Origin of the sequence: Amycolatopsis sp. NBC_01488 (assembly GCF_036227105.1) — a bacterium.
Classification (GTDB): Bacteria; Actinomycetota; Actinomycetes; order Mycobacteriales; family Pseudonocardiaceae; genus Amycolatopsis.
The window spans coordinates 5007249-5032349 of the sequence record NZ_CP109434.1; the positions used below are offsets into that span (position 1 = coordinate 5007249).

Consider the following 25101-nt stretch of genomic DNA (forward strand, 5'->3'; position numbering starts at 1 on the left):
CGCGTGGCCCGCCCCGGCCAGGACATCAGTAGCCGAGCGCTTCGTTCACGGCCTTGGCGGACGCCGGCACGGTCGCCTTCGGGCCGATGTGGTTCTCGACCGCGTCGAGGGTCTTGAGGCCGTCGCCGGTGATCAGGAGGACCGTGTCGGCGTCCGGGTCGAGCTTGCCCGTCTGGACGAGCTTCTTCGCCGTCGCGACGGTGACCCCGCCCGCGGTCTCGGTGAAGATGCCTTCGGTGCGGGCCAGCAGCCGGATGCCTTCGACGACCTCTTCGTCGGTGACGTCCTCGATCGCGCCGCCGGTGCGGTTGACGATGTCGAGCACGTACGGGCCGTCGGCCGGGTTGCCGATCGCCAGCGAGCGGGCGATCGTGTCCGGCTTCACCGGCTGGACCACGTCCTGGCCGGCGCGGAACGCGGCCGACACCGGCGAGCAGCCGGTGGCCTGCGCGCCGAACACCTTGTACGGGCCGGCATCCACGAGACCGAGCTGGCCCAGCTCGCGGAAACCCTTGTCCACCTTGGTCAGCTGCGAACCGGAGGCGATCGGCACGACGATCTGCGGCGGGATGCGCCAGCCGAGCTGCTCGGCGACCTCGAAGGCCAGCGTCTTCGAGCCTTCCGAGTAGTACGGCCGGACGTTCACGTTCACGAACGCCCACTTCGGGTGCTCGCCGGCCAGCTCGGTGGCGAGGCGGTTGACGTCGTCGTAGTTGCCGTCGACGGCGATCAGGTCGCCGTCGTACACCGCGGTGGTGAGGATCTTGGCGCGCTCGAGGGTCTTCGGGATCAGCACGACCGACCGCCAGCCCGCGCGGGCCGCGGCGGCGGCCGTCGCGTTGGCCAGGTTGCCGGTCGAGGGACACGCGAGCACCTCGAACCCGAACTCGCGGGCCGCGGCCAGTGCGACGGCGACCACGCGGTCCTTGAACGAGTGCGTCGGGTTGCCGGTGTCGTCCTTGACCCACACGCGCTTGAGGCCGAGCTCCTTGGCGAGGCGGTCGGCGCGGATCAGCCGGGTCGCGCCGGGCTCGGTGTTCGGGATCTCTTCGACGTTGGACGGAACCGGGAGGAGCTTCTTGTAGCGCCAGATGTTCTTGGGGCCGGCCTCGATGTCTTCGCGGCGGACGCGGCCGAAGTCGTAGGCGACCTCGAGCGGCGAGAAGTCCTCGGCGGAGACGAATTCGGGGGCGAGCGGCTGCCGGTGGCCCTCTTCCTTCGACACCAGTTCGACGGCCGGTCCGAGATCCGGGGTCTTCGTGGCGGAGGTCGTTCCGAGGGTGGCGGTCATCGCGAGGTTCCTTTCCTCATCTGCCCCGCCGAAGCGGGCCGGAATTGGCACCGTGGTCGTCAGCTACCCCGCGATCGCGGGATGACGGGCTGTACGCCGGTTGCCGGGGCTTCGTCGGGCCGTTCCCTCTGCCCCTCTGGATGAGCGGTATTCGGTTGTCGGCGCGCGCCGATCGGCGCGCTGCCTCGAGGACACCGTACGACATGGCGCTCACGCCGTGCCATGGTGGCCGCTCGACATCACCGGAGCGGGCGCACGACAGCGCAAGTGAGAGGATTCTCCCGTGACCGCGCAAGCCACCGCCCCGGCCCCGCTGCACCTGGTCCTGGGTGAGGAAGAACTGCTGATCGAGCGCGCCGTCCGCGACACGCTCGCCGCGTCCCGCGCGATCGACGCCACGGCCGAGCTGACTCGCGTCCGGGTGTCGGATCTCACAGCCCCGGAGCTGGCCGAACTCGTCAGCCCGTCGCTGTTCAGCGAGGGCCGCGTGATCGTCCTGGAGTCGGCGCAGGACATCTCGCAGGAGCTGGCCGACGCCGTCGCGTCCTACCTGAAGGACCCCGCGGACGGCGTCGTGCTGGTCATCGTGCACACCGGTGGCGGCCGCAGCAAGGCGGGCAAGACGCTCCCGGCGGCGCTGAAGAAGGCCGGCGCCGAGGTGACGGAGTGCCCGAAGCTGACCAAGCCGGCCGAGCGCGAGCAGTTCGTGCGGCACGAGGTGCGCCGGGCAGGTGGCAAGATCGATCCGGCTGGGGTCGCGGCGTTGATCGACGCCGTGGGCTCTGACCTGCGAGAACTCTCCTCGGCGGCGACGCAGCTGGTGGCGGACGCGGGCGGGAACGTCGACGCCGAGGCGGTCCGCCGGTACCACCGCGGCCGCGCGGACGTGACCGGCTTCGCGGTCGCGGAGAAGGCGGTGAGCGGCGACCGTTCGGCGGCGCTGGAGTCGCTGCGCTGGGCCATGCAGCTGGGCGTCCCGCACGTCCTGGTCGCGGACGCACTGGCCGATGCGGTCCGCACGATCGCCCGGGTCTCGGGCGCGGGCCGCGGCAACCCGAACCAGCTGGCGGGCGAGCTGGGCATGCCGCCGTGGAAGGTCCGCAAGGCCCAGGGCCAGTCCCGCGGCTGGAACCAGGACGGCCTGGCCACGGCGATGCGCGTGGTGGCGAGGCTGAACGCCGAGGTCAAGGGTGTGGCTGCGGACCCGGGCTACGCGCTGGAGCGCGCGGTCCTGGAGGTGGCGGCCGCCAAGGGCGACCGCTGACGCCGCGGCAGGCGGAACTCGCGGTGCCTACCGCGACCGGATGCGCGACCGGATGTGTGCCCGCGAGACTTGCGGTGCCCGCCGCCACCGGATGTGTGCCCGCGAGACTTGCGGTACCCATCACTTACCGGCGCGCCCCGCGAGCGACCGCCGACCCGCAGCACCGAACCCACTGCGCGAAGCACCCGGACATGAAGAAAGCCCCGGCCGAAGCCGGGGCTTTCCCAGAAATCAACCAGCTCAGAGCGCGTTGACGCGCTTGGCCAGCGCCGACTTCTTGTTGGCGGCCTGGTTGGCGTGGATGACGCCCTTCGAGACGGCCTTGTCCAGCTTCTGGGCGGCGTCGCGCTGCAGCTCGACGGCCTTGGCCTTGTCGCCGGCCTCGGCGGCTTCGCGGACCTTGCGGATCGCGGTCTTCACCGAGGACCGGATCGCCTGGTTGCGCTGACGCGCCTTCTCGTTCGTCGTGATGCGCTTGATCTGCGACTTGATGTTGGCCATCGGGCAACTCCTGTTTCACTCGGTGAGATTCGCCGCCGCGCTGAAGTGGCCCCACTCCGGAGAGCGGGTTTCCTCCATGACGGAATGCCGCACGGGCAGCGAGCGATGACTCTAACAGCCGGGCCGCGGACGTCCGGAGCCGGGAGTACCGTGGGTGACGGCAGTGCCTAGGGTTCCGTCACCGGTCCGCGCACCCCGCTTCACCCAACCAGGATCGGCGGGCCTGGTCCGAGCGGCACCATCGGCAGGCCCGGACGGCCGGTCGTTCATCTGACGGGGCAAAAGCCTGGAGGACCCGGTTTTCGCGCGCGCGAAAACCCGAAGGGGTCCCATGAACACCACCGCCTTGTCCTTCGTCCTCATCGCGGCCGTCGTGCACGCCGCGTGGAACCTCGCCGCCAAGCGGATCTCCTCCGGGGGCGCCCAGTTCGTCTGGCTCTACTACACGGCTTCGGCGGTGGTCCTCCTGCCGGTGACGGTCGTGCTGCTGGTCGTCGAGCCGGAACGTCCACAGTGGAGCTGGCTGGTGGCCGCGGTCGTCACGTCGGTGCTGCACATCGGCTACGGCATCGTGCTGCAGCGCGGGTACCGCGTCGGCGACCTCTCCGTCGTCTACCCGGTCGCGCGCGGCACCGGGCCGCTGCTGTCCGTGCTGGCCGCCGTCCTGGTGCTCGGCGAACGGCCCGGCCCGCTCGGCCTGCTCGGCGCGTTCCTGGTCATCGCCGGGGTGCTGGTGATCAGCACCGGCCGCAGGACGGGTGACCCGCGGGCGGTCAAGGCCGGCGTCCTCTACGGGCTCCTGACCGGCGCCGTCATCGCCGGCTACACCCTCTGGGACGCCCACTCGGTGACCGGCCTCGGCGTGCCGCCCGTCGTCTACTTCGGGCTCGGCTCGGTCCTGCAGAGCGTGCTGCTCGTGCCCGGCGCCCTGGCCGGCCGTGCCGAGGTGACGCGGATCTGGCGTGAGCAGCGTCGCGAGGTGCTGGTCGTCGGGCTGCTGTCGCCGGTCGCGTACATCCTCGTGCTGTTCGCCCTCACGATGGCGCCGGTCAGCCTGGTCGCGCCCGCCCGGGAGCTGAGCATCGTGCTCGGCGGCCTCGCCGGCTGGCTGGTGCTGGGGGAGCGCGACGCCGCGCGGCGGCTCACCGGGTCGGTGATCGTGTTGTCCGGCATCGCCGCGATTGCGGCCGCCTGAGCACGTCCGGTAGGGATGGTCGGATGGAAGTCCTGAAGAGCCGGCTGCTGATCCGCCCGCGCGACGTCGACGCGACGACGGCGTTCTACCGCGACACCCTCGGCCTGGCCGTGGAGCGTGAGTTCCCCGGCGGCACGGTGTTCTTCCTCGGCCACGGCTCCCTGGAGGTGTCCGGCCGGGGCGAGACGGGCTCGTCGCCCGACCTGGCGCTCTGGCTGCAGGTCCGGGACCTGGCCGGCACCATGGCCGACCTGAAGGCGAAGGGCTGGGAACCGGTGCGCGACGCCCAGCGCGAGCCCTGGGGCCTCGACGAGGCCTGGATCGCCGACCCGGACGGCACGCGCATCGTGCTGGTCGAGGTGCCCGAGGGCCACCCGATGCGGACGGACACCCGTTAGGCGGGCTTGACGGCGCGCAACTGCGCGGCGAGCGCGGCGAAGCCGGGCGGGTCCCAGGTCCAGGTCTGCAGGTCGGCGAAGCCCGCTTCGGCGGCTTCGTCGGCCAGGACGTGCCTGCTCACGGGCAGCCACTTCTCGTGCGCGGACAGCAGCAGCCGTCCGCCGGGGCGCAGCACCCGGGCCAGCTCGGTGAACCCGGCCGCGCGGTCGTCCCAGAGCATCACGTTGTTGACGCTCAGCACGACGTCGACGGACCCGTCGGGCTCGCCGACGTGCGCGGCCGACCCTTCGCGCAGCTCGGCGCGGTCGCCGCAGCGCTCCCGGCAGAGCCCGAGCATCTCGGGCGAGGGATCGACGCCGATGGCGCGCCCGGCCAGCCGCGCGGCGGCGGCCAGGCCGACGCCGGGACCGGGGCCGACGACCAGGACGGTCTCGTCCGGCTCGATCCGGGCCAGGTCGACGATCCGCTGCTCGGTGGCGGCGTTGCCCCGTGCCATCACCCAGCCGCCGAGGCGGCCGAGCGGTCCGGACGGGTGACCGAACGTCCGGTCGAGGACGCGGGCGAAGCCGCTGGTCTCCGGCGGGGGAGGGGGTGCCGGCTGGCGCGAAGTGCTCATCCTTCGAGGGCACCACGGATCGCGGAACCCCGCATCGGGGATGACCCCCACCCGCACCCGGAGGGCCGTGGGAGGATAGAGGTGGCCATCCCCGACTTTCCGAGGACTCATTCGAGTGACAGCGCTCAACAAGTTCGCCGACACCACCTTCACGCCTCCGGAGCTGATCCGGAACTTCTGCATCATCGCGCACATCGACCACGGCAAGTCCACCCTGGCCGACCGCATGCTGCAGCTCACCGGCGTCGTGGAAGAGCGGGCCATGCGCGCTCAGTACCTCGACCGGATGGACATCGAACGCGAGCGCGGGATCACGATCAAGGCGCAGAACGTCCGGCTGCCCTGGAAGGTCGACGGGCAGGACCACGTCCTGCACATGATCGACACCCCCGGCCACGTCGACTTCACCTACGAGGTCTCGCGGGCGCTGGAGGCGTGCGAAGGCGCCGTCCTGCTGGTCGACGCCGCGCAGGGGATCGAGGCCCAGACGCTGGCCAACCTGTACCTCGCGCTGGAGAACAACCTCCAGATCATCCCGGTGCTCAACAAGATCGACCTGCCCTCGGCCGATCCCGACAAGTACGCGGGTGAGCTGGCCCACATCATCGGCTGCGAGCCGGAAGACGTCCTGCGGGTCTCGGCCAAGACCGGCATGGGCGTCGGCGAGCTGCTCGACGAGGTCGTCAAGTCGGTCCCGGCGCCGCAGGGCGACGCCGACGCGCCGGCCCGCGCCATGATCTTCGACTCGGTGTACGACACCTACCGCGGCGTCGTCACCTACATCCGCGTCGTCGACGGCAAGATCACGCCGCGCGAGAAGATCAGGATGATGTCGACCGGCGCCACGCACGAGCTGCTCGAGGTCGGCATCATCTCGCCGGAACCCAAGCCCAGCAAGGGACTCGGCGTCGGCGAGGTCGGCTACCTGATCACCGGCGTGAAGGACGTCCGGCAGTCGAAGGTCGGCGACACGGTGACGTCCGAGCGCCACGGCGCCAAGGAAGCGCTGGCGGGCTACCGCGAGCCGAAGCCGATGGTCTATTCCGGACTGTATCCGGTGGACGGCTCCGACTACCCCGAGCTGCGCGAGGCGCTCGACAAGCTCCAGCTCAACGACGCGGCGCTCGACTACGAGCCGGAGACGTCGGTGGCGCTGGGCTTCGGCTTCCGCTGCGGCTTCCTCGGCCTGCTGCACCTGGAGATCACGCGCGACCGGCTCGAGCGCGAGTTCGGCCTCGACCTGATCTCGACGGCGCCGAACGTCGTCTACGACGTGGTGCTGGACGACGGCAAGGAAATCCACGTCACCAACCCGTCGGACTGGCCGACCGGCAGCAAGATCGACAAGGTGCTCGAGCCGGTCAGCAAGGTCAGCATCCTGGCGCCGGCGGAGTTCATCGGCACGATCATGGAGCTGTGCCAGAACAAGCGCGGCCAGCTGCTCGGCATGGACTACCTGTCCGAGGACCGCGTCGAGCTGCGGTACAACATGCCGCTGGGCGAGATCATCTTCGACTTCTTCGACACGCTGAAGTCGCGTACGCGCGGCTACGCGTCGCTGGACTACGAAGAGGCCGGCACGCAGGCGGCGGACCTGGTCAAGGTGGACATCCTCTTGCAGGGCGAGGGCGTGGACGCGTTCTCCGCGATCGTGCACAAGGATGACGCCTACAACTACGGCAACCGCATGGTGAACCGGCTCCGCGAGCTGATTCCGCGGCAGAACTTCGAGGTGCCGATCCAGGCGGCCATCGGCGCCCGGATCATCGCGCGTGAAACGATCCGCGCGATCCGCAAGGACGTGCTGGCCAAGTGCTACGGCGGTGACATTTCGCGGAAGCGCAAGCTGCTGGAGAAGCAGAAGGAAGGCAAGAAGCGGATGAAGACCGTGGGCCGGGTCGAAGTTCCGCAGGAGGCGTTCGTCGCCGCACTGTCCACTGAGGACTCCGGGAAGAACAAGAAGTAAGTGTTCCATTGATGTGACAGCGGCGTCCATATTCACGCCTCCGCGTGAATATGGACGCCGAGCCGGTGTTCGATGCGGTTTCTGTCGGTGCTCTCTGGTTTGCTCTGGTGCAAGAGCGAAAGGAGAGCACCATGACGGTCATGGCAGACATCGAGCATCCCGCCGATTCGGGCCCCCTGACGGTGCACGACCTCGAGGGGATGCCGGACGATGGCCGACGCCGTGAACTCATCGACGGGGTGCTCATCGCGAGCCCCGCGCCGGGAAGAAGACACCAGAAGATCGTGGTGAAACTCTGGAGAGTCCTCGAGGACGCGTGCCCTTCCGAGTACGACGTACTCGTCGCGCCGTTCGCGGTGCACCCGGGTGACGATACGGAGCTGCAGCCGGATGTCCTGGTCGGCCGGGACGAAGACTTCACCGAGAAGGATCTCCCGGCGCCGCCGGTGCTGGCCGTCGAAGTACTGTCGCCCAGTACGGCGATCTACGACCTGAACCTCAAGAAGCCGGTCTACGAGCGGCTCGGCACGCCCAGCTACTGGGTGATCGATCCGGGGGAACCCGCGCTGACCGTGTTCGAGCTGGACGAGGAGGGGCACTACCAGCAGGTGGCCAAGGCAGCAGGCGACGAGGTCCTGGAGGTCGAGCGGCCGTTCCCGGTGCGGATCGTGCCGAAGGAGCTGCTGGGCCGGCTCGGCTGACCGCCAATCAGCGGATTCGAGGCGTGCCGCGGAGCTGAGCGTGCAACTGACGGTGGCGCAGCTCCTTCCGCAGCCGGTCGACCACGGCGTCGAACAGGACCGGGTCGAGGATCGCCGTCTGCTCGAACTGCCGTCGGTGCGGCGGCGCCGGTTCGAGCTTGCCGCGCGGTGCGTACCGCTGCACCGAGCTCTCGACGCCCCCGCCGGTGATCAGATCGAGCCAGAGCGCGTCGCGCAGGTAGCCGTCACCGAAGCGGGCCGAACGGCGAGCGTTGACATCGGCGATCTGCGACCACGGCACCAGCCGCGTGCTGAGCGTGCCCGCGGGCACACGGACGCCTTCGTCGCCGACGGTGAGGTCGCGGAGGCCTTCGAAGCCGCGCTTCAGCATGCGGGCCCGGGATGCGCGGTAGCCGAGGACGGCGATGACCACGGTCGCCGCGTAGGCGCCGCCGATCAGCCACGGAGACAGGTCGCGCACCAGGCGCAGGGCGAGCGCGGCCCCGAAGCCGGCATCGGCGACGGCGAGCACACCGAGCAGGACCTTCACGGGCGTCGTGACGCGGGTGGGGGACTCGGACAACGGTCGACTCCTGGGGCCGGGCGGGTCAGGGGTTGCCGATTATCCGGTCCGCTGTGACGAACACCGCGACCCGCCGCTCTTCGGCCATCACGCGGTCGTACTCGTCCCAGTCGTCGTGCGTGCCGGTGGCGGCGACGAAGACGTCGCGCAGCAGCTTCGGCAGGCCCGCGGGGTCGAAGGCGGGATCGGGGTCGTCGGGTCCGACGAGGTGGGTGGCGCCGGTGACGGAGACCCAGTTCCAGCCGCGGCGGAAGGTCACGGTGGCGTGCCCGGCCCGCCGCAGCAGCGCGAGCTTGTGCGCCCGCCCGATGGCGACGTAAGCCACGCCCGGCGCGCCGGTCACCGGGTCTTCGAAGACGCCGGCGTTGACGACGGAGGAGTGAACGGTGCCGTCGGCTCGCGTCGTGGCGATGGTGGCCAGGCCGTTCTCCTGCAGCGACAGCGTGCGAACCTGCTCCAGATCAACGCTCATGCCCCAACCTAACCCGGCGGGCGAACCGCGTGTTCCGGATTCACCGGACGAAGTGCGGTGTTCACCGTCCGCACAGCCGGAGCCGGGCCCGCCACGCGGCAGGCCCGGCCGGCACTCAGCAGGCGCCGTTGTCGGTCCAGACGCCCCACTCGCCCGTTGTTCCTGGTTCCTCGCCCTGGGTCCACCACTTCGCGGTCCACTTGTGGCCGTTGTGGGACACCACGTTCCCGCCCGTGTACACCTGCGAAGCGCTCCACTCCGGATCCGCGCACGAGCCCGGGTTCGTCGTTCCGCCCGTGTCCCAGGCAACCTGCGCCGACCGGTAGAAGTTGATCGACTGCGCCACCCAGCGCGGGGCCTGTGCGCCCAGCCGCGTGCGGAACGCCGTCCAGTCGTGGGTCGACCACGGGGACCAGCCCAGCTCCGCGTGCGCGGCCAGCCGGGGGAACGCGAGGTAGTCGATGTCCGACGGCGTCGTCACCGTTTCCGTCCACAGCGGTGACTCCACTCCGCGGACCGCGGACTCGCCGACGCCCGACAGGTACGCGCCCGGGTTCCAGCCGTACGCGTCCTGGACCTCGATGTAGCCCGCCCACGACAGGCCGATCGGGGTCGAGCTGTTGTACTTCATGTCCAGGTACGCCTTGTTCGCCGGCGAGAGGATCACCTTGCTGCCGCGGGAAACCGCTGTCGACACGCCCGCGTCCGACGTGGACGTCCCCCAGAACTGCGGGGTCGCCGAAGCGGGCAGAGCAGCCTTCGCGATGTCGTGCCAGCCCACCACGGACTTGCCGGTCGCCGCCACCAGGGGGAGCACCTTGTTCTCGAACGTCAAGTAGTCGGCCGCCGAGGTCGACGAGGCCTCGTCGCCGCCGATGTGGAGGTACGGGCCGGGCGTCAACGCCGCCAGCTCGCGCAGGACGTCCGCGATGAACGTGTACGTGATGTCCTTCGAGATGCACAGCGAGCTGTAGCCGACCGCCGTGTCCGTCCGCAGGGCGGGCGCCACGCCGTTGCAGTTCAGCTCCGCGTACGACGCCAGCGCCGCGTTCACGTGGCCCGGCATGTCGATCTCGGGGATGACCGTGATGTGGCGCGAAGCCGCGTAGTTCACGATGTCCGTGTACTGCGCCTTCGTGTAGTACCCGCCCGCGCCGCCGCCGACCTGCGTGCTGCCGCCGACTGACGTCAGGCGGGGCCAGCTGTCGATCTGGATGCGCCAGCCCTGGTCGTCGGCCAGGTGCAGGCTGTTGATCTTGTACTGGGCGAGCTCGTCGAGGTACCGCTTGACCGTCGACACCGGCTGGAAGTGCCGCGCGACGTCGAGCATCGCGCCGCGGTAAGCGAACCGCGGGTAGTCCACGATCGTCGCGCCCGGGATGCTCCACGGGCCGGCCTGGGCGGTGGGGCTTTCCACCCGCCCGGGCAGCATCTGCCGCAGCGTCTGGACGCCCGCGAAGAGCCCGTCGGCGGTCGACGCCCGCACTGTGACCGAAGACGCCGTCGACACCAGCTGGTAGCCCTGCGTGCCGACCGACGCGGGCGCTCCGCTCAGCAGCAGCGCGACGCTGTCGGCCGGTACGGACGCCGGAGCGTCGGAGACCGGCAGCGCGAAGCCGGTCGACGGCCGCAACACGCCGGCCAGGTAGGTGCCGACGTCCTTGGCCGGCGCCGATCCGGCTTCGGTGACGATCTTCGTCGTCGAAACCAGCGGGAAGGCGACGCCGGCCGCCGGGGTCACCGACGCCGGCACGGGCACGATCGACTGCAGCGCCGGTGTCGCCGCCGCGGCCGGGGTGAGCTGGGCGGCGGTGGTACTGGCGCCGACCAGGGCCAGCACGGCGAGGGCGCGACCGGCGCGCCGCGCGAGGGGTGTCTTCACCGGGGACCTCCTGCGGGAAGGGCGCGACATCGCCGTCGCACCTGCCCGGATCGTCGCATTTCCGGCCGCGGTGGTCTAGACCAGTTCGGGTAGTCCTGACGGCGAAGCCGGGACTACGCTCGGTGGCATGTTCGACGAGCTGACGTTCCCGGTCATCGCCGCGCCGATGGCGGGTGGGCCGACCACGCCCGAGCTGGTCGCCGCGGTCACCGAGGCCGGTGGCTTCGGCTTCCTCTCGGCCGGCATGCTCACCCCGGCGGCGCTGACCGCGCAGATCGACCGCACCCGGGAGCTGACCGGCCGTGAGTTCGGCGTCAACCTCTTCGTCCCGCAGCCCGACACCGGCGCCGACCTCTCCGCGCACCGCGAGCGCCTGCAGGCCTTCGCCCGCGAGTACGACGTCGAGCTGGGCGAACCGAAGTGGGACGACGACGCCTATCCCGCGAAGCTGGACGTCGTGCTCGAGAAGCGGGTTCCGGTGGTGTCGTTCACCTTCGGGCCGCCCTCGCCGTCGGACGTCGTCCGGCTCCACGAGGCCGGGAGCACGGTCGTCGTCACCGTGACCACGCCGGAGGCCGCGCAGCGGGCCGCGGACCTCGGCGCCGACGCACTCGTCGTCCAGGGCTTCGAGGCGGGCGGGCACCGATCCCTGTTCACCGACGACGCGCACCGGCCCGGCGGCGGCGCCGAATACGGCGTGCTCGCGCTGCTGCGGCTGGTCGCCGCGCGCGTCGACCTGCCGCTGGTCGCCGCCGGGGGACTGGTGCACGGCGCGGACGTCGCCGCCGTGCTCGCCGCGGGAGCCGTCGCCGCCCAGCTGGGCACGGTCTTCCTGCGCGCCGACGAAGCCGGGACGTCGGAGGCGCACCGCAAGGCCCTCGCGCTCGCCGAGCGTGAGACGGCGTTCACGCGCGCCTTCAGCGGCCGTCCGGCCCGCGGGCTGGTCAACAAGTTCATGGACGCGCTGTCCGAGGGCGCGCCCGCGGCCTACCCGCAGCTGAACAGCCTCGCCGGGCCGGTGCGCAAGGCGGCGGCGAAGGCCGGGGACCCCGAAGCGATCTCGCTGTGGGCGGGGCAGACCTACCCGCTCGCCTACGACGCGTCGGCCGCCGTCATCCTCGAGCGGCTGAAGGTCGAGGCGCGCGACGCGGCCGCGCGCCTCGACCGCATCCGCTAGTCCGTCTTCTCCACCTCGACGCCGGAGCCGGGCGCGCGGTTCAGCGCGGAGTGCCGCCGGCTGTATAGGAAGTAGATGACCATGCCGATGACGAACCAGACGGCGAACCGCAGCCACGTCACCGGCTGCAGGAACGTGATCAGCCAGATCGAGAACACGACGCCGATCGCCGGCACCACCGGCATGCCCGGCGTCTTGAACGTCCGGTTCAGGTTCGGCTGCTTGTAGCGCAGCACGATCACCGCGACGCAGACGACGACGAACGCGAGCAGGATGCCGATGTTCGTCAGCTCGGCCGCCTCGCCGATCGGCAGCACCCCGGCGATGATCGCGGACGCGCCGCCGAGGATCCACGTCATCCGGCTCGGCACCTGGCGCTTGGGGTTGGTCTTGCCGAACCACGGCGGGAGCAGCCCGTCGCGGCTCATCGAGTAGCCGACGCGGGTGGCGCCCATCAGGAACGTGAACAGCACAGTGAGGATGCCGATGATGGCGCCGATCGCGATCACCGTGGCCAGCCCGGAGAGCCCGACCGACTTGAACGCCGTCGAGAAGCCGCTCTTCGGGTCGATCTCGGTGTACTTCTGCATGCCGGTCAGCACCAGGCAGGCCAGCACGTACAGCACCATCGAGATGGCCAGCGAGTACAGGATCGCCTTCGGCATGTGCCGCTGCGCGTCCTTGGACTCCTCGGCGGCCGTCGACATCGCGTCGTAGCCGAAGACGGCGAAGAACACCGTGGCCGCGCCGGTCACCGCGCCGCCGAAGCCCGCGGGCGCGAACGGCGTGTAGTTGCCGGTCTTGACGTAGAAGAAGCCGACCAGGATGACCACCAGCACGATCAGGACCTTGATCCCGACCATCGCCGTCTCGAACCGGGCGGCGCTGCGGATGCCGCGGTTGAGCAGGTACGCGATCAGCAGGCACAGCAGCGCCGCGAACAGGTCGACCTTGTGGCCCGGCCCGGTGCCGGGCGCGCCGAGCATCCACGCCGGCAGGTCCAGGCCGAGCTGGCCGAGCAGGAAGCTGAAGTAGCCGGAGATGCCGATCGCCACCACCGACACGATCGCGGTGTACTCCAGCAGCAGGTCCCAGCCGATGAACCAGCCGACGACCTCGCCGAGCACGGCGTACCCGTAGGTGTAGGCCGAACCGGCCTTCGGGATCAGGCCCGCGAACTCGGCGTAGGAGAACGCGGCCGCGGCGCTCGCGACACCCGCGATGAGGAACGAGATCAGCACGGCCGGGCCGACGCCGGGGATGCCCGCCGAGGCGTCGCCGTGCGCGACGCTGCCGGCGAGGGCGAAGATCCCGGCGCCGATGATGCCGCCGATGCCGATGGCAGTCAGCTGCCACAGGCCCAAGGTGCGGTTCAGGCCACCGCTTTCCGAGGTGTCCTGGATCTGGTCGATCGGCTTGCGCCGGAAGATGCCGGAGCTGGGGCCCAGGCTTGGAGCGGACATCTTCGTCTCCCGAACGTCGCGGTGGACGGGCCCGGATCACGGGCCCAACCGGGGAACCTACCGCCAACTCCGCGCGGGTACAGCCTGAGCGCGTCAGCCCGCCGCGGTGTCCTCGCCCACGGCCTCCGACGCCGTCGCGACGGCCCGCTTGGCCTGGGTGGTCCGGACCGCGCTCGCCGCGAAGTAGGTGAGCAGCTCCGCGATCTCCACCGGGTCGTCCAGCTGCGGGCAGTGCCCCCAGTCCTCGCGGACGAGCAGCCGGCTGTGCGGCACCAGCGTGTGCAGCTGCCGCCCGGACGCCGCGGTCACGAGCTTGTCCTTGCCGCACGCGACGACCAGCAGCGGCACCTTCACCGACTCGAGCCGGTAGGCGTCGGCGAGCTCCGCGACGAGCTGCCGGGCCTGCTCGAGGCGGGTCTTGGTCGCGCGGTAGTCGGGGAACAGCGCGGTGAAGCGCTGCACCTGCGTCGCGTCGGCCGCGCCCGAGTCGGCGTAGAGCAGCCGCGGGACGACCTGCTCGGCGACCTTGCGCACCAGGAACCCCGGCACCGGCACGGGCAGCGCCGAGTACAGCCGCAGCGGCAGCGGGTAGCGCGCCATGGTCCGGATCAGCCACGAGTCGACGAACCCGGGCGCGGCGATCGAGACGACGCCCGAGATCGGCAGGCGGCTGTTTTGCGCCGCGCGCAGGCTCATCGTGCCGCCGAGGGAGTTGCCGGCCAGCACGACCGAGCCGAGCACGGCCTGTTCGCGGACGACGGCGGTGGTGAACGCGTCGAGCTGCGGCAGCATCGGGCCGGGCCGCAGCGGCTGCGCGTCCCCGAACCCGGGCAGATCGACCGCGGCCGCCGGGATCCCGGCGGCCGCGAGCTGCTCGAGAGCGGGACGCCACGTGTCGGCGCTGTCGCAGTAGCCGTGCAGCAGCACCAGGCGCGGCGCGGACGGCCGGACCTGGGGCGTGGCCGCGCGCCTGCGCAGGGAGCGACGGGGGAGGTCCGGGTCCGCGACGACCTCCCCGACCTCCAGGACGCGGGTGCGGACACCGGCGTAGCGCCGGAAGGAGACCCGGATCGGGTCCGGGTCGCTGCTGGACCGGCCGCCCGGTCCAGCCGAGGCAGGCCGCTTCGTCGCGGTCATGACTTCAGAATAGCTTGCGACCATTGGGTTTTGGTCGAATTCAGGTGCTAACGACCAGATCTCGAGTTGAGTACGTTGGAGATTCACCAGATGCCGAGCCGGGCGGAACAAGGCGATCCGCCCAGCTCAGCGGGGGTCTAGCGGGTGAAGACGATCTTGCCGGCCGTGTCGCCGTCGAGCATCGCCTGGAACCCCTTAGGGGCCTCGGCGAAGGGCAGCTCGGCACCGATCTGGGGCCGTACCCCGGTCAGGTCCAGGTAGGCGAGCAGGTCCGCCAGCTCGTCGCGGGTGCCCATCGTCGAGCCGGCGACGCGCAGCTGGAGGAAGAAGACCCGCTGCAGCTCCGCGTTCGCGTCCGGGCCGCTGGTCGAGCCGGAGACGACGATGATCCCGCCCGGCTTGAGCGACTTCACCGAGTGTGACCAGGTCGCCTTGCCGACCGTCTCGAACACGGCGTCGACGCGCTCGGGCAGCCGCGCGCCCGACTCGAACGTCTGGTGCGCGCCGAGGCTCGCGGCGAGCGCGCGCTTCTCCTCGGTGCGGCCGGTGACCCAGACCCGGAACCCGGCCGCGCGGCCGAGTTGCACCAGCGCCGTCGAGACGCCGCCGGAGGCGCCCTGCACGAGCATCGTCTGGCCCGGCCGCAGACCCGACTTCACGAAGAGCATCCGGTAGGCGGTCAGCCAGGCCGTGCCCATGGTGGCGGCCTCGGCGAAGCTGAGCGCGGCGGGCTTCGGGACGACGTTGCGGGCCGGCACGACGACCTGGTCGGCGAAGGTGCCCTGGTGCTTCTCGGTGAGCAGCGTCCGCTTCGGGTCGAGGGTGTCGTCACCCTGCCAGCCCGGTGCGTTGATCACCGAGTGGACGACGACCTCGGAGCCGTCGTCGAGGGTTCCCGCGCCGTCGCAGCCGAGGATCATCGGGAACTGGTCGGGCTTGATCCCGACGCCGCGGAGCGTCCAGAGGTCGTGCATGTTGAGGCTGGCCGCCTTGACGTGCACACGGACCCAGCCGTCGGGCACGTCGGGGTCGGGTCGCTCGCCCACGACGAGCGAGTCCAGCGGGCTTTCGGCGTTGGGTTCCTGCGCGTACACGGCGAACATGTCCTGCAACGTACCGCCCCTGGCACGCGGGGGCAGCAGAGCGCGCGTAGGCTCACACCGTGTTCAACGGGCTTGCCGACTGGTGGGACGGGGTCGAGCTGTGGCTCGCCCAGGCGTGGTTCCCGGTCCAGTTCGTGCTGGTCATGGTGGTCGTCGTGCCGCTGTGCCTGGCCGCCGCGTGGGTGCTCGACAAGCTCGTCGGGCTCTTCGCCCACTGGCTCGCCCCGGGGCGTGACGACGACCGCTCCGACACCCCGTCCTAGGCTGGCGCACCATGTTCAACCGAAGGCGGATCACCGCCGCGCTGATCGGTCTCCTCGTGCTGGTGCTGGGGGGCTGGCTGGTCAAGGACGTCCTCAGCGGCGGCTCTCCCGCCGCGGCCCCGGCGCCCAGTTCGTCGGCGAACGCGCCCGCGAAGGGCGGCGCGGCCGTGCCGGGCGCCGACTCCGGGTTGCCGGTGAAGGCGCTTTCCACGCTGCCGCCGCAGGCCGGGGACACGTGGAAGCTCATCCAAAAGGGCGGCCCGTACCCGTATCCGCGCAACGACGACGTCGTGTTCGACAACCGCGAGAAACGGTTGCCCGCCAAGAAGTCCGGCTACTACCACGAGTACACCGTGAAGACGCCGGGCAGCGCCGACCGCGGCGCGCGGCGGCTGATCACGGGGCAGGCGCACGAGCTGTACTACACCGGCGACCACTACGCGTCGTTCGTCGTCGTGGACCCGGCTCGATGAGCGCCTCGGAGCAGGCGAAGGCCGCCGCGGAAGCGGCCTTCGCGAGGGGCGCGTACCCGCACCTGGTGAACTCGCGCCCGACCGTGGACAAGGCCAGCACGCTGAGCGCGTTCGCCGACGCACTGTCCTTTCCGGACTACTTCGGCCACAACCTCGACGCGCTCTACGACTGCCTGACCGACCTTTCCTGGCTGCCGCAGGGCGAGCACGTGCTGATCTGGCCGGGCTCGGAGGCACTGCGCACGGCCGAACCCAAGACGTACCTGGCGATCCGCAGCGTGCTTTCCGACGCGCAGCGCGCGCTCGGCCCGAGCGGCCGCAGCGCCGGTTCGTGGCGGCTCACGGTCGTGCTGCCGGACGCCTGAGCCGCCACGCCGGGAACGTCAGTCCTGGGGGACCCAGTTCGGCTTGCGCTTCTGGGTGAAGGCCAGGATGCCCTCCTGGCCTTCTTCGCTCGCGAAGAACTTCGCCGACAGCCCGAGCATCTCCTCGAAACCCTCCGACGGCGTCGCGGGGCGGGGACGGCTCAGCAGCGCCTTCGTCTCAGCCAGCGCCGTCGGGCCACCCGCCGCCAGTGCCTTGACGAACCGCGCGACCTCGGCGTCCAGTTCGGCCGCGGGCACCGCCGAGTTCAGCAGGCCGATCTCCACCGCGCGGCGCGCGTCGAACGTGTCGCCGGTGAGGAACAGCTCGTGCGCCGCGCGGGGGTTGAGGCGGGGCAGGACCGTCAGGGAGATGACCGCCGGGACGACGCCGATGCGGACCTCCGAGAACGCGAACGTCGCTTCCGACACCGCCACGGCGATGTCACACGCCGCCACCATGCCGATGCCGCCGGCGCGCGCGGGGCCGGCCACGCGCGCGACCACCGGCTTCGGGCTGGTCCACAGCTGCTCGAGGATCTTCGGGAACTCGTTCACGCCCTGGTCGCCCGCGCCGGCGCCGCGGGCCTCCTTGAGGTCCATCCCCGCGCAGAACACCGGGCCCGTGTGAGTCAGCACGACGACGCGCACGGCGTCGTCCGCGGCGGCCTTGGCGAGCGAGTCCGACAGTTCGCGCCGCAGCTGCGCCGAAAGCGCGTTGCGGTTGTGCGGGGAGTCCAGGGTGATCGTGGCGGTGCCGCCCACCACGTCGTAGTGCACCAGTTCGTCAGCCATGACCGACACCCTTGCACACTCCCCACACGTGACCGGTGTTACGCGGGCCACCCCGCGGGCCGGCGACCCCCGGGGTGGCCCGGACGGTCAGCCGATGGTCGTCGTGGTGAAGACCGGGCTGGGGTTGGGGAAGCAGGCCGTCGGCGCGGTGATGTCGCCGATGATCGTGCTCGCCACCGCCTTGAACGTCAGGCCGGGGTCGCTGTAGCTGGTGCCGGACAGCTTCGTCTCGATCGTGCCCGACTGGCCGGCGGTCAGGTGCGCCGTGACGGTGGGCAGCTCGAAGGTGGCGCCGCCGGCGATCGGGCCGGGGAAGCTCAGGGTCGCGACGCCGTCCGCCACGGCGATGGTCGGTGCCGTGTCGCCGAGGCCGGAGCCGCCGGTGAGGTCGGCGCCGACGTAGGTGGAGTTCGCCGGGATCGGGAACTTCAGCGCGAACGTGTTGATGTTCTTGACCTTGTTGCCGCTCACGTCACTCGGGACGGTGTTCGGCGCCGGGTCGATGACGACGTCGAACGCGCCGCCGGGCGCGACCGTGGCGGGCGCCGTGACGTCGGTGTCCTGGTTCAGCGACACCTGCTGCGGCCCGACGATCGGGGCGTCGGCCCGGCAGTCGAAGGTGACCGTGGTGGCCGCCGAGGCCGGGGCGGCGAGAGCGAGGGGCAGGGCCGCGACCGCGACCAGGACGCCGAGCTGGGAAAGGTGAAGTGCTTTCACTTGTATCCACCTACCTGCGGTTTTAGAGGGGAGGAACGAAAGCCGCGCAGCGCTTAGAGAGTTACCGGCAAGTTAACTAGCGCGTCAAGGATTTACCGTTCCCATGCGCGCAGCGTCACCAGAAATGTGAAAAAGACTCGCCTTTTGGCGGTGTCACCGCGACCTACGCGTACTGGCGGAGCAATCCGCTCATCGCGGTGGCGTAGCGGCTGATGACGACGTCGGCGACGCGGGGATCGTCGGCGAGCGGCGCCGCGAGGAACGCGCGGGGATCGGCCTCGCGGGCCAGCCGCCCGATGCGGTCCGGCAGCAGACCCGGCGCGAGGAACCACGACGCCACGACCAGGTGCCGCACGCCGCGGGCGCGCAACCGGGCGGCCGCCGCCGGGATGTCCGGCTGGGCGGCGGACGCAAATGCCTCGCTCACCGGAACACCCAGCCGCTCTTCCCACCGCGCGGCCAGAGAGGCGACGACCGCGTTCGCCGAAGCGTTGGACGACCCGACCGCGCTGAGCAGCACGCCCGTCCCACGCCGGCGCGGTGCGGACGCCAGCCGGTCCAAGGCCACCGCCTCCAGCGCCGGGTCGGCGCCCAGCACGTCCGACACCGTCACCGTGAAGCCCGGGCACGACGACACGACCTGGTCGATCAGCGCCGGCAGGTCGACCCGGGCGTGGAACGCGCTGCCCAGCAGCAGCGGCACCACGACCGCCGTCCGGTGGCCGTCCGCGTACAGCTCCCGCAGCACGTCGGTGATCCGCGGCTCCGAGAGGTCCAAAAAGGACTCGTGCACCGAAAGACCCGGCGCCTGGGCGCGCACGACGTCGACGAGTGCCCGCACGGTCTCGGCCGAGCGGGGGTCACGACTGCCGTGCGCGACGGCGACCAGGGGCGGCGTCACGAGAAGCGCTCACCCACCAGGCCCGCGGCGAGGGTGTCGCCGTCCTTCGGCTCGATCACCAGGAACGCACCGGTGCGCGGGCTGACGCCGTAGTCGTCGACACCCAGCTCCTCGGCCAGCCGCAACGTGACCAGCCCGATGTCGTTCAGCTCCAGGGAAGCCGGCGAGTCCACACTGGACAGCTGCTGCTCGTCGAACCGCGCGTGCAGCTCGCCGACCAGCGCCTGCACCGTGCGCGCGCCGTGCTTGACCAGGACCCGCGCCCCGGTTTTCAGCGGCTTCGACGACAGCCAGCACAGCGTGCCGGTGATCTCGTCGGTGACCCGCGGCGGTGCGTCCGCGGCGGCGATCAGGTCGCCGCGGGAGATGTCGATGTCGTCGGTGAGCAGCAGCGTCACCGACGTCCCGGCGCCGGCCTCGTCGAGGGGGCCGTCGGCGGTGTCGATGCGCTCGATCCGGCTGCGGATGCCCTGCGGCAGCACGACGATCTCGTCGCCCGGGCGGACCGTGCCCGCGGCGATCTGGCCCGCGTAGCCGCGGTAGTCGGGGTACTCCGGCGTACGGGGGCGGATCACGTACTGCACCGGGAACCGCAGTGCCGAGTCGTGCGGGTCGGGCGCGACCGGCACGTCCTCCAGGTGCTCCAGCAGGCTGGGGCCGGAGTACCACGGCGTCCGCTCGGAGCGCGTCGCGACGTTGTCGCCTTCCAGCGCCGAGACCGGGATCGCGAGCACCGAGCCTTGCGGGTAGCCCAGCGTTTCGGCGTGCGAAGCGAACTCCTTCGCGATCACCGTGAACGTCGCCTCGTCGTAGTCGACCAGGTCGATCTTGTTCACCGCCAGCACCAGCTGCGGCACACCCAGCAGGGCCAGCACGGCCGCGTGCCGCCGGGTCTGCTCGATGACGCCCTTGCGCGCGTCGACCAGCAGCACGGCCAGTTGCGCGGTCGACGCGCCGGTCACCGTGTTGCGCGTGTACTGCACGTGCCCGGGTGTGTCGGCCAGCACGAACGACCGCTTAGGCGTCGCGAAGTACCGGTAGGCGACGTCGATCGTGATGCCCTGCTCACGCTCCGAGCGCAGGCCGTCGACGAGCAGCGACAGGTCCGGTGTGGACAGTCCCTTGTCGACGGACGCGCGCGTGACGGCGTCGAGCTGGTCGGCGAGCACCGATTTCGTGTCGTAGAGCAGCCGGCCGACCAACGTGGACTTTCCGTCGTCCACGCTCCCGGCCGTGGCCAGGCGAAGCAGCGAACTCATCAGAAGTACCCCTCACGCTTGCGGTCTTCCATGGCCGCCTCGGACATCCGGTCGTCGGCGCGGGTGGCGCCGCGTTCGGTGAGCCGCGACGCCGACACCTCGGCGATGACGTCTTCGACGGTGGTCGCGGTGGACTCGATCGCGCCGGTGCACGAGCCGTCGCCGACGGTCCGGTAGCGGACCGTCAGCTCACGGACCTCTTCGCCGGGCCGCGGGCCGCCCCACGGGCCCTCGGTCAGCAGCATCCCGTCGCGCAGGTACACCTCGCGCTGGTGCGCGTAGTAGATCGACGGCAGCTCGACCTTCTCGCGGGCGATGTAGTTCCAGACGTCGGCCTCGGTCCAGTTGGACAGCGGGAAGACGCGGACCTGCTCGCCCGGGCGGTGCCGGCCGTTGTAGAGGTTCCACAGCTCGGGCCGCTGCCGGCGCGGTTCCCACTGGCCGAAGGCGTTGCGGAGGCTGAAGATCCGCTCCTTCGCGCGGGCCCGCTCCTCGTCGCGGCGGCCGCCGCCGAACACCGCGTCGAACTTGTTCTCCGCGATGGTGTCCAAGAGCGGCGTGGTCTGCAGCGGGTTGCGCATCCCGTCCGCACGCTCTTCCAGGCGGCCGTCGTCGATCCAGTCCTGGACCTTCGCGACGACCAGGCGCAGGCCGTGCCGTTCGACGACGCGGTCGCGGAACTCGATGACCTCGTCGAAGTTGTGGCCGGTGTCCACGTGCAGCAGCGGGAACGGCACCGGCGCCGGCCAGAAGGCCTTGATCGCCAGGTGCAGCAGCAGCGTCGAGTCCTTGCCGCCGGAGAAGAGGATCACCGGCCGGTCGAACTCGCCCGCCACCTCGCGGAAGATGTGGATGGCCTCGGATTCGAGGGCAGCCAGGTTGTCCTGTGCCGCGTCGGTAGCGGGCTCCAAGGTCGTCATGCGTCCCTTCCTCAGCCGTGCAGTCCGCACTCGGTCTTCGACTGACCCGCCCACCGGCCGCTGCGCGGGTCCTGACCCGGTTCCACGCGAGCAGTGCAGGGCGCGCAGCCGATCGAGAGGTAGCCGATCGAGACCAGCGGGTTCTCCAGGATCCCGTGCTCGGCGATGTAGGCCTTGAACTCGTCGTCGGTCCACGCCGCGATCGGGTTGACCTTCACCAGGCCGTTGCGGTCGTCCCAGGTGACGATCGGGGTGTTCGCCCGCGTCGGCGCGTCGACCCGGCGCACGCCGGTGACCCACGCCGAGTAGTTCGCCAGGGTCTTGCGCAGCGGCACGACCTTGCGCAGGTTGCAGCACAGCGTCGGGTCGCGGTCGTGCAGCTTCGCGCCGTATTCGGCGTCCTGCTCGGCGACGCTCTGCTCGGCCTGCGCGTTGACGATCTTGACGTCCGGGTAGACGGTCTGGACGGCGTCGCGCGTGCCGATCGTCTCCGGGAAGTGGTAGCCGGTCTCCAGGAAGAGGACGTCCACATCGGACTTCACCTTGGTGGCGAGGTCGATGAGGACGGCGTCCTGCATGTTGGACGCGACGATGAAGTCGTCGCCGAACGTGTCGACGGTCCAGCGGATCGCCTCGTCGGCGGTGGCGTCGGCGAGTTCTTTCGACGCGCGCTCGGCGAGGGTCTTGTAGTCGGCGGTGGCGGTCATCGGGAAACCTCCGGGAGGGACAGTCCGAGGAATTTGACCGAGAAAACCCGGCGACAGGCGGAACACAGCCAGCCGCCGTTCTGTTCCGGCCGCAGGTCCTCGTCCCCGCAATAGGGGCAGTAGTAGGGAACCGCTCGTTCGGTGGAGGTCACTGCAGCGCGCTTTCCTCGGCGCGCGCCGCCCACTGCGGGAACCGCTCACCGGGCTCGCGTCCGGTGACGTAGTTCCGCACGACCCGCTCGACGTAGCCGGTCAGCTCGCTCGAGGTCACCTTGTGCCCGCGCAGCTTCCGGCCGAACCCGGCGTCGAGGCCGAGCCCGCCGCCGAGGTGCACCTGGAAGCCTTCGACCTGGTTGCCGTCGGCGTCGGTGACGATCTGGCCCTTGAGGCCGATGTCGGCGGTCTGGATCCGCGCGCAGGAGTTGGGGCAGCCGTTGAGGTGCACGGTGACCGGCGTGTCGAGGCCGCCCTGGATGTCGGCGAGGGACTTCTCCAGGTCCGCGACGAGCTGCTGCGCGCGGGCCTTCGTCTCGACGATGGCGAGCTTGCAGAACTCCAGCCCGGTGCAGGCCATCACGCTGCGCCGCCACGGCGACGGCTTGGTCTCCAGCCCCAGCTCGGCCAGCTCCGCCAGCAGCGTCGGGACCTGGTCTTCGGGGACGTCGAGCACGACGAGCTTCTGCTGGGGGGTGAGCCGGACCCGGCCCGACCCGGCCCGTTCGGCGGCCTTGGCCACGGCGACCAGCGTCCCGCCCGAGACGCGGCCCGCGATCGGCGCCGCACCGAGGTAGAACTTGCCGTCGACCTGCGGGTGCACGCCGACGTGGTCGATCGGCACGGCCGGGTCGACCGGCGGCGGGCCGTCGATCAGCTCCCGCTTGAGGTACTCGTCCTGCAGGACCTGGCGGAACTTCGCCGCGCCCCAGTCCTTGACCAGGAACTTGATCCGGGCCCGCGAACGCAGCCGGCGGTAGCCGTAGTCGCGGAAGATCGAGATGACGCCTTCCCAGACGTCCGGGACCTCGTCCCGCGGCACCCAGGCACCGAGGCGCTGGCCCAGCATCGGGTTGGTCGACAGACCGCCACCGACCCAGACGTCGAAGCCGGGGCCGTGCTCGGGGTGGTTCACGCCGACGAAGGCAACGTCGTGGATCTCGTGCGCGACGTCGGGCTGGCCGGAGACGGCGGTCTTGAACTTGCGCGGCAGGTTGGCGAACTCGGGCTTGCCGATGTAGCGGCGCTTGATCTCGTCGATCGCCGGCGTGCCGTCGATGACTTCGTCCGCCGCGATGCCCGCGACCGGCGAGCCGAGGATGACGCGCGGGCTGTCGCCGCACGCTTCCATCGTCGTCATGCCGGCGTCTTCGAGCTTCGCCCAGATCGTCGGGACGTCCTCGACTTGGATCCAGTGGTACTGGATGTTCTGCCGGTCGGTGATGTCGGCGGTGTCGCGCGCGTACGCCTGCGAGATCTCGCCGAGCACGGTGAGCTGCCCGGTGGTCAGGGCGCCGCCGTCGATCCGGACCCGCAGCATGAAGTAGCGGTCGTCCAGCTCTTCGGGCTCCAGCGTCGCGGTGCGGCCGCCGTCGATCCCCGGCTTGCGCTGGGTGTAGAGGCCGAACCAGCGGAACCGGCCGCGCAGGTCGCCCGGGTCGATCGAGTCGAACCCGCGGTGGGCGTAGATGTTCTCGATCCGCGCCCGCACGTTGAGCGGGTGGTCGTCCTTCTTCGACCGCTCGTTCGGGTTCAGCGGCTCCCGGTAACCGAGCGCCCACTGCCCTTCACCGCGCTTCTGCTTGACGCGCGCGGGGCGGGCGGGGGTCTGGGGCGTGGCCATGGCGGCGTCCTCCGAGAGGCTTTCGTGGCGGCGGAGGACCATCGGCTCGCGGGTTCCTCCGGCGCCGGCTGTCCGAAATTCGTGGCAGGTGGTGGCGATCGGTGAGTCAGCGAACGGGTACGCAGAGGGCGCTGGCGACCCGCAGCAGGTCGACGTGGCGGCGGGCCACGAGGAGAACACCGGCATGAGTCACGGCGTCAGCGTGCCACGCGTCCACAATGTGGTCCAGGCCTGCCCGAATGGTGGGAGCAGGGTCACTCGCCTGCGAGAATGCGATCGACCAGCAGGCCCACGACCTGCGCGTCCGAGTACCCGGCGAAGGCTTCGGGCAATGTCAACCGCTCGACGGTCAGACCGGTCAGGGCCAGATAGAGCAGCAGGACCTCGTCCCGGCCGCCGGGCAGCCCGGCGGCTTCGTGGAACCCGACGCTGAGGTCGAAGCTGTCCCGCACGGTCGCGGTCAGCGCCGCCGCCAGCCCGGGCCGTCGGTTCGCCTCGAGCCGCAGTTCGAGCAGCGCGAGGTAGGAGCTGCGGCGGGTCGTCAGCCGCTTCATCACGTCGCCGAGCAGCGCGGCGACCCGGCCGGCCGACGGCTCTTCCGCCCGCGGGTCGGCCATGACCTCCTCCGGCGCGGACAACCGGACGTGCACGCGTGCACCCGCTTCGGCCAGCAGCTGGTCGCGGTCGCGAAAGTAGTTCGACGTCGTCCCCGGCGGAACACCGGCCTCCGGGTCCACCGCCCGGTACGTCAGCCCGGGCGCCGTCCCGCGCCTGCTGGTCACCGTCGAGCTGGACTGGTTCGCCAGCGTCAGCGCCGGTGCGCCCGGCTACGAGATCAGCTTCGTCCAGCGCGGCCACGAGTCGGTGCCGGACGGTTACCGGACGCAGCCGACGTCGGGACTCTCCTTCGGGCTCGTCGTCGAGGACGCCGCCGCGGAGGCGAAGCGGCTCACGGAGGCGGGTGTGGACCTGGTCACGCCCGTCGTCGACGAGGTCTACGGGCAGCGGCACTTCTCCGTCGCCGATCCGAACGGCGTGCTGCTCGACGTCATCGAGATGATCGCGCCCGACCCGGACTGGGCGGCGGCGAACCTCCCGGCGTCGTAGAGGACAATCG

The 25101-nt window shown here is 70.8% G+C and carries 29 protein-coding genes and 1 riboswitch; of the genes, 10 read left to right on the forward strand and 19 right to left on the reverse strand.

From position 1 onward, the window contains the following. Positions 1–25 precede the first annotated feature (25 nt). A complete protein-coding gene (gene thrC, locus OG738_RS24155; RefSeq protein ID WP_329044284.1) occupies positions 26–1291 on the reverse strand; it encodes a threonine synthase in 1266 nt (421 codons plus the stop codon). A gap of 13 nt (positions 1292–1304) precedes the next feature. Continuing rightward, positions 1305–1438, reverse strand: a riboswitch (SAM riboswitch). A 136-nt stretch (positions 1439–1574) separates the two neighbouring features. On the opposite strand from thrC, the gene holA reads away from it, so the two are divergent. Further along, positions 1575–2555 (forward strand): DNA polymerase III subunit delta, encoded by a 981-nt coding sequence (gene holA, locus OG738_RS24160; RefSeq protein ID WP_329044285.1) that lies wholly within the window; start codon positions 1575–1577, stop codon positions 2553–2555. Between the two features lie 240 nt (positions 2556–2795). Here holA and rpsT read toward each other — a convergent pair whose 3' ends face one another. Continuing rightward, positions 2796–3056, reverse strand: a complete 261-nt coding sequence (gene rpsT / locus OG738_RS24165; protein ID WP_013228460.1) for a 30S ribosomal protein S20 — start codon at positions 3054–3056, stop codon at positions 2796–2798. 331 nt (positions 3057–3387) lie between these two features. Between rpsT and OG738_RS24170 the strand changes: the two genes are divergently transcribed. Together OG738_RS24170 and OG738_RS24175 are read left to right on the forward strand one after the other, a co-directional pair. Beyond that, complete coding sequence (locus OG738_RS24170) at positions 3388–4251, forward strand: DMT family transporter (RefSeq protein ID WP_329044288.1); 864 nt, start codon at positions 3388–3390, stop codon at positions 4249–4251. Positions 4252–4274: 23 nt separating this feature from the next. Then, positions 4275–4649 (forward strand): VOC family protein, encoded by a 375-nt coding sequence (locus OG738_RS24175; protein ID WP_329044290.1) that lies wholly within the window; start codon positions 4275–4277, stop codon positions 4647–4649. On the opposite strand, the gene OG738_RS24180 is transcribed toward OG738_RS24175, so the two are convergent. Continuing rightward, positions 4646–5266, reverse strand: a complete 621-nt coding sequence (locus OG738_RS24180) for a class I SAM-dependent methyltransferase (RefSeq protein WP_329044291.1) — start codon at positions 5264–5266, stop codon at positions 4646–4648. The two genes, OG738_RS24175 and OG738_RS24180, sit on opposite strands and share 4 nt — an antisense overlap. 115 nt (positions 5267–5381) lie before the next feature. On the opposite strand from OG738_RS24180, the gene lepA reads away from it, so the two are divergent. Together lepA and OG738_RS24190 are read left to right on the forward strand one after the other, a co-directional pair. Then, positions 5382–7232: a translation elongation factor 4 gene (gene lepA / locus OG738_RS24185; RefSeq protein ID WP_329044292.1), complete on the forward strand. Its 1851-nt coding sequence runs from the start codon at positions 5382–5384 to the stop codon at positions 7230–7232. 131 nt (positions 7233–7363) lie between these two features. Then, positions 7364–7933 carry a Uma2 family endonuclease gene (locus tag OG738_RS24190; protein WP_329056818.1) on the forward strand — a complete coding sequence of 190 codons (570 nt, stop codon included), beginning with the start codon at positions 7364–7366 and terminating at the stop codon, positions 7931–7933. A 7-nt stretch (positions 7934–7940) separates the two neighbouring features. Here the strand turns inward: OG738_RS24190 and OG738_RS24195 are convergent, their stop codons facing one another. The 3 genes from OG738_RS24195 to OG738_RS24205 all read right to left on the reverse strand — a co-directional run bounded on the left by OG738_RS24195 (position 7941) and on the right by OG738_RS24205 (position 10870). Further along, entirely contained in the window at positions 7941–8516 is a 576-nt protein-coding gene (locus tag OG738_RS24195; protein ID WP_329044293.1) for a PH domain-containing protein, read from the reverse strand. A 25-nt stretch (positions 8517–8541) separates the two neighbouring features. Continuing rightward, positions 8542–8988 (reverse strand): pyridoxamine 5'-phosphate oxidase family protein, encoded by a 447-nt coding sequence (locus OG738_RS24200; RefSeq protein ID WP_329044295.1) that lies wholly within the window; start codon positions 8986–8988, stop codon positions 8542–8544. Between the two features lie 115 nt (positions 8989–9103). Beyond that, positions 9104–10870 (reverse strand): family 20 glycosylhydrolase, encoded by a 1767-nt coding sequence (locus OG738_RS24205; protein ID WP_329044296.1) that lies wholly within the window; start codon positions 10868–10870, stop codon positions 9104–9106. A 127-nt stretch (positions 10871–10997) separates the two neighbouring features. Between OG738_RS24205 and OG738_RS24210 the strand changes: the two genes are divergently transcribed. Then, on the forward strand, positions 10998–12047 hold the full coding sequence (locus tag OG738_RS24210) for a nitronate monooxygenase (protein ID WP_329044297.1): 1050 nt from the start codon (positions 10998–11000) through the stop codon (positions 12045–12047). Here the strand turns inward: OG738_RS24210 and OG738_RS24215 are convergent. The 3 genes from OG738_RS24215 to OG738_RS24225 form a co-directional block, all read right to left on the reverse strand. Next, positions 12044–13510 (reverse strand): amino acid permease, encoded by a 1467-nt coding sequence (locus OG738_RS24215; protein ID WP_329044299.1) that lies wholly within the window; start codon positions 13508–13510, stop codon positions 12044–12046. The two genes, OG738_RS24210 and OG738_RS24215, sit on opposite strands and share 4 nt — an antisense overlap. Positions 13511–13603: 93 nt before the next feature. After that, a complete protein-coding gene (locus OG738_RS24220) occupies positions 13604–14647 on the reverse strand; it encodes an alpha/beta fold hydrolase (protein WP_329044301.1) in 1044 nt (347 codons plus the stop codon). A gap of 137 nt (positions 14648–14784) precedes the next feature. After that, positions 14785–15750: a quinone oxidoreductase family protein gene (locus OG738_RS24225; protein ID WP_329044302.1), complete on the reverse strand. Its 966-nt coding sequence runs from the start codon at positions 15748–15750 to the stop codon at positions 14785–14787. Positions 15751–15809: 59 nt separating this feature from the next. On the opposite strand from OG738_RS24225, the gene OG738_RS24230 reads away from it, so the two are divergent. The 3 genes from OG738_RS24230 to OG738_RS24240 are packed head-to-tail and all read left to right on the forward strand — an operon-like array spanning position 15810 to position 16851. After that, a complete protein-coding gene (locus OG738_RS24230) occupies positions 15810–16013 on the forward strand; it encodes a hypothetical protein (protein WP_329044304.1) in 204 nt (67 codons plus the stop codon). Positions 16014–16024: 11 nt separating this feature from the next. Beyond that, positions 16025–16486 carry a ribonuclease domain-containing protein gene (locus tag OG738_RS24235; RefSeq protein ID WP_329044305.1) on the forward strand — a complete coding sequence of 154 codons (462 nt, stop codon included), beginning with the start codon at positions 16025–16027 and terminating at the stop codon, positions 16484–16486. Then, positions 16483–16851 carry a barstar family protein gene (locus tag OG738_RS24240; RefSeq protein ID WP_329044306.1) on the forward strand — a complete coding sequence of 123 codons (369 nt, stop codon included), beginning with the start codon at positions 16483–16485 and terminating at the stop codon, positions 16849–16851. The genes OG738_RS24235 and OG738_RS24240 overlap by 4 nt, the downstream gene beginning before the upstream one ends. A gap of 18 nt (positions 16852–16869) precedes the next feature. On the opposite strand, the gene OG738_RS24245 is transcribed toward OG738_RS24240, so the two are convergent. From OG738_RS24245 to OG738_RS24285, 10 genes are all read right to left on the reverse strand, one after another. After that, positions 16870–17643 (reverse strand): enoyl-CoA hydratase family protein, encoded by a 774-nt coding sequence (locus OG738_RS24245; RefSeq protein ID WP_329044307.1) that lies wholly within the window; start codon positions 17641–17643, stop codon positions 16870–16872. An 87-nt stretch (positions 17644–17730) separates the two neighbouring features. After that, positions 17731–18360 (reverse strand): cyclase, encoded by a 630-nt coding sequence (locus OG738_RS24250; RefSeq protein ID WP_329044309.1) that lies wholly within the window; start codon positions 18358–18360, stop codon positions 17731–17733. Between the two features lie 163 nt (positions 18361–18523). Beyond that, on the reverse strand, positions 18524–19261 hold the full coding sequence (locus tag OG738_RS24255) for a sirohydrochlorin chelatase (protein WP_329044310.1): 738 nt from the start codon (positions 19259–19261) through the stop codon (positions 18524–18526). Continuing rightward, the gene (locus OG738_RS24260; RefSeq protein ID WP_329044311.1) at positions 19258–20520 is read right to left on the reverse strand and encodes a sulfate adenylyltransferase subunit 1; all 1263 of its coding nucleotides are present in this window, start codon (positions 20518–20520) and stop codon (positions 19258–19260) included. The genes OG738_RS24255 and OG738_RS24260 overlap by 4 nt, the downstream gene beginning before the upstream one ends. Further along, positions 20520–21440: a sulfate adenylyltransferase subunit CysD gene (gene cysD / locus OG738_RS24265; protein WP_325154296.1), complete on the reverse strand. Its 921-nt coding sequence runs from the start codon at positions 21438–21440 to the stop codon at positions 20520–20522. Before cysD ends, OG738_RS24260 begins: the two co-directional genes overlap by 1 nt. A gap of 11 nt (positions 21441–21451) precedes the next feature. Then, positions 21452–22147 carry a phosphoadenylyl-sulfate reductase gene (locus OG738_RS24270; RefSeq protein WP_329044315.1) on the reverse strand — a complete coding sequence of 232 codons (696 nt, stop codon included), beginning with the start codon at positions 22145–22147 and terminating at the stop codon, positions 21452–21454. After that, positions 22144–22299: an Insertion element protein gene (locus OG738_RS24275; RefSeq protein WP_329044316.1), complete on the reverse strand. Its 156-nt coding sequence runs from the start codon at positions 22297–22299 to the stop codon at positions 22144–22146. Before OG738_RS24275 ends, OG738_RS24270 begins: the two co-directional genes overlap by 4 nt. Then, on the reverse strand, positions 22296–23984 hold the full coding sequence (locus OG738_RS24280) for a nitrite/sulfite reductase (RefSeq protein ID WP_329044318.1): 1689 nt from the start codon (positions 23982–23984) through the stop codon (positions 22296–22298). Before OG738_RS24280 ends, OG738_RS24275 begins: the two co-directional genes overlap by 4 nt. 106 nt (positions 23985–24090) lie before the next feature. Further along, positions 24091–24201, reverse strand: a complete 111-nt coding sequence (locus OG738_RS44705) for a putative leader peptide (RefSeq protein ID WP_352252756.1) — start codon at positions 24199–24201, stop codon at positions 24091–24093. Positions 24202–24238: 37 nt separating this feature from the next. Beyond that, entirely contained in the window at positions 24239–24766 is a 528-nt protein-coding gene (locus tag OG738_RS24285) for a TetR/AcrR family transcriptional regulator (RefSeq protein WP_329044320.1), read from the reverse strand. 82 nt (positions 24767–24848) lie between these two features. On the opposite strand from OG738_RS24285, the gene OG738_RS24290 reads away from it, so the two are divergent. After that, entirely contained in the window at positions 24849–25091 is a 243-nt protein-coding gene (locus OG738_RS24290; RefSeq protein WP_329044322.1) for a VOC family protein, read from the forward strand. Positions 25092–25101: the final 10 nt, after the last annotated feature.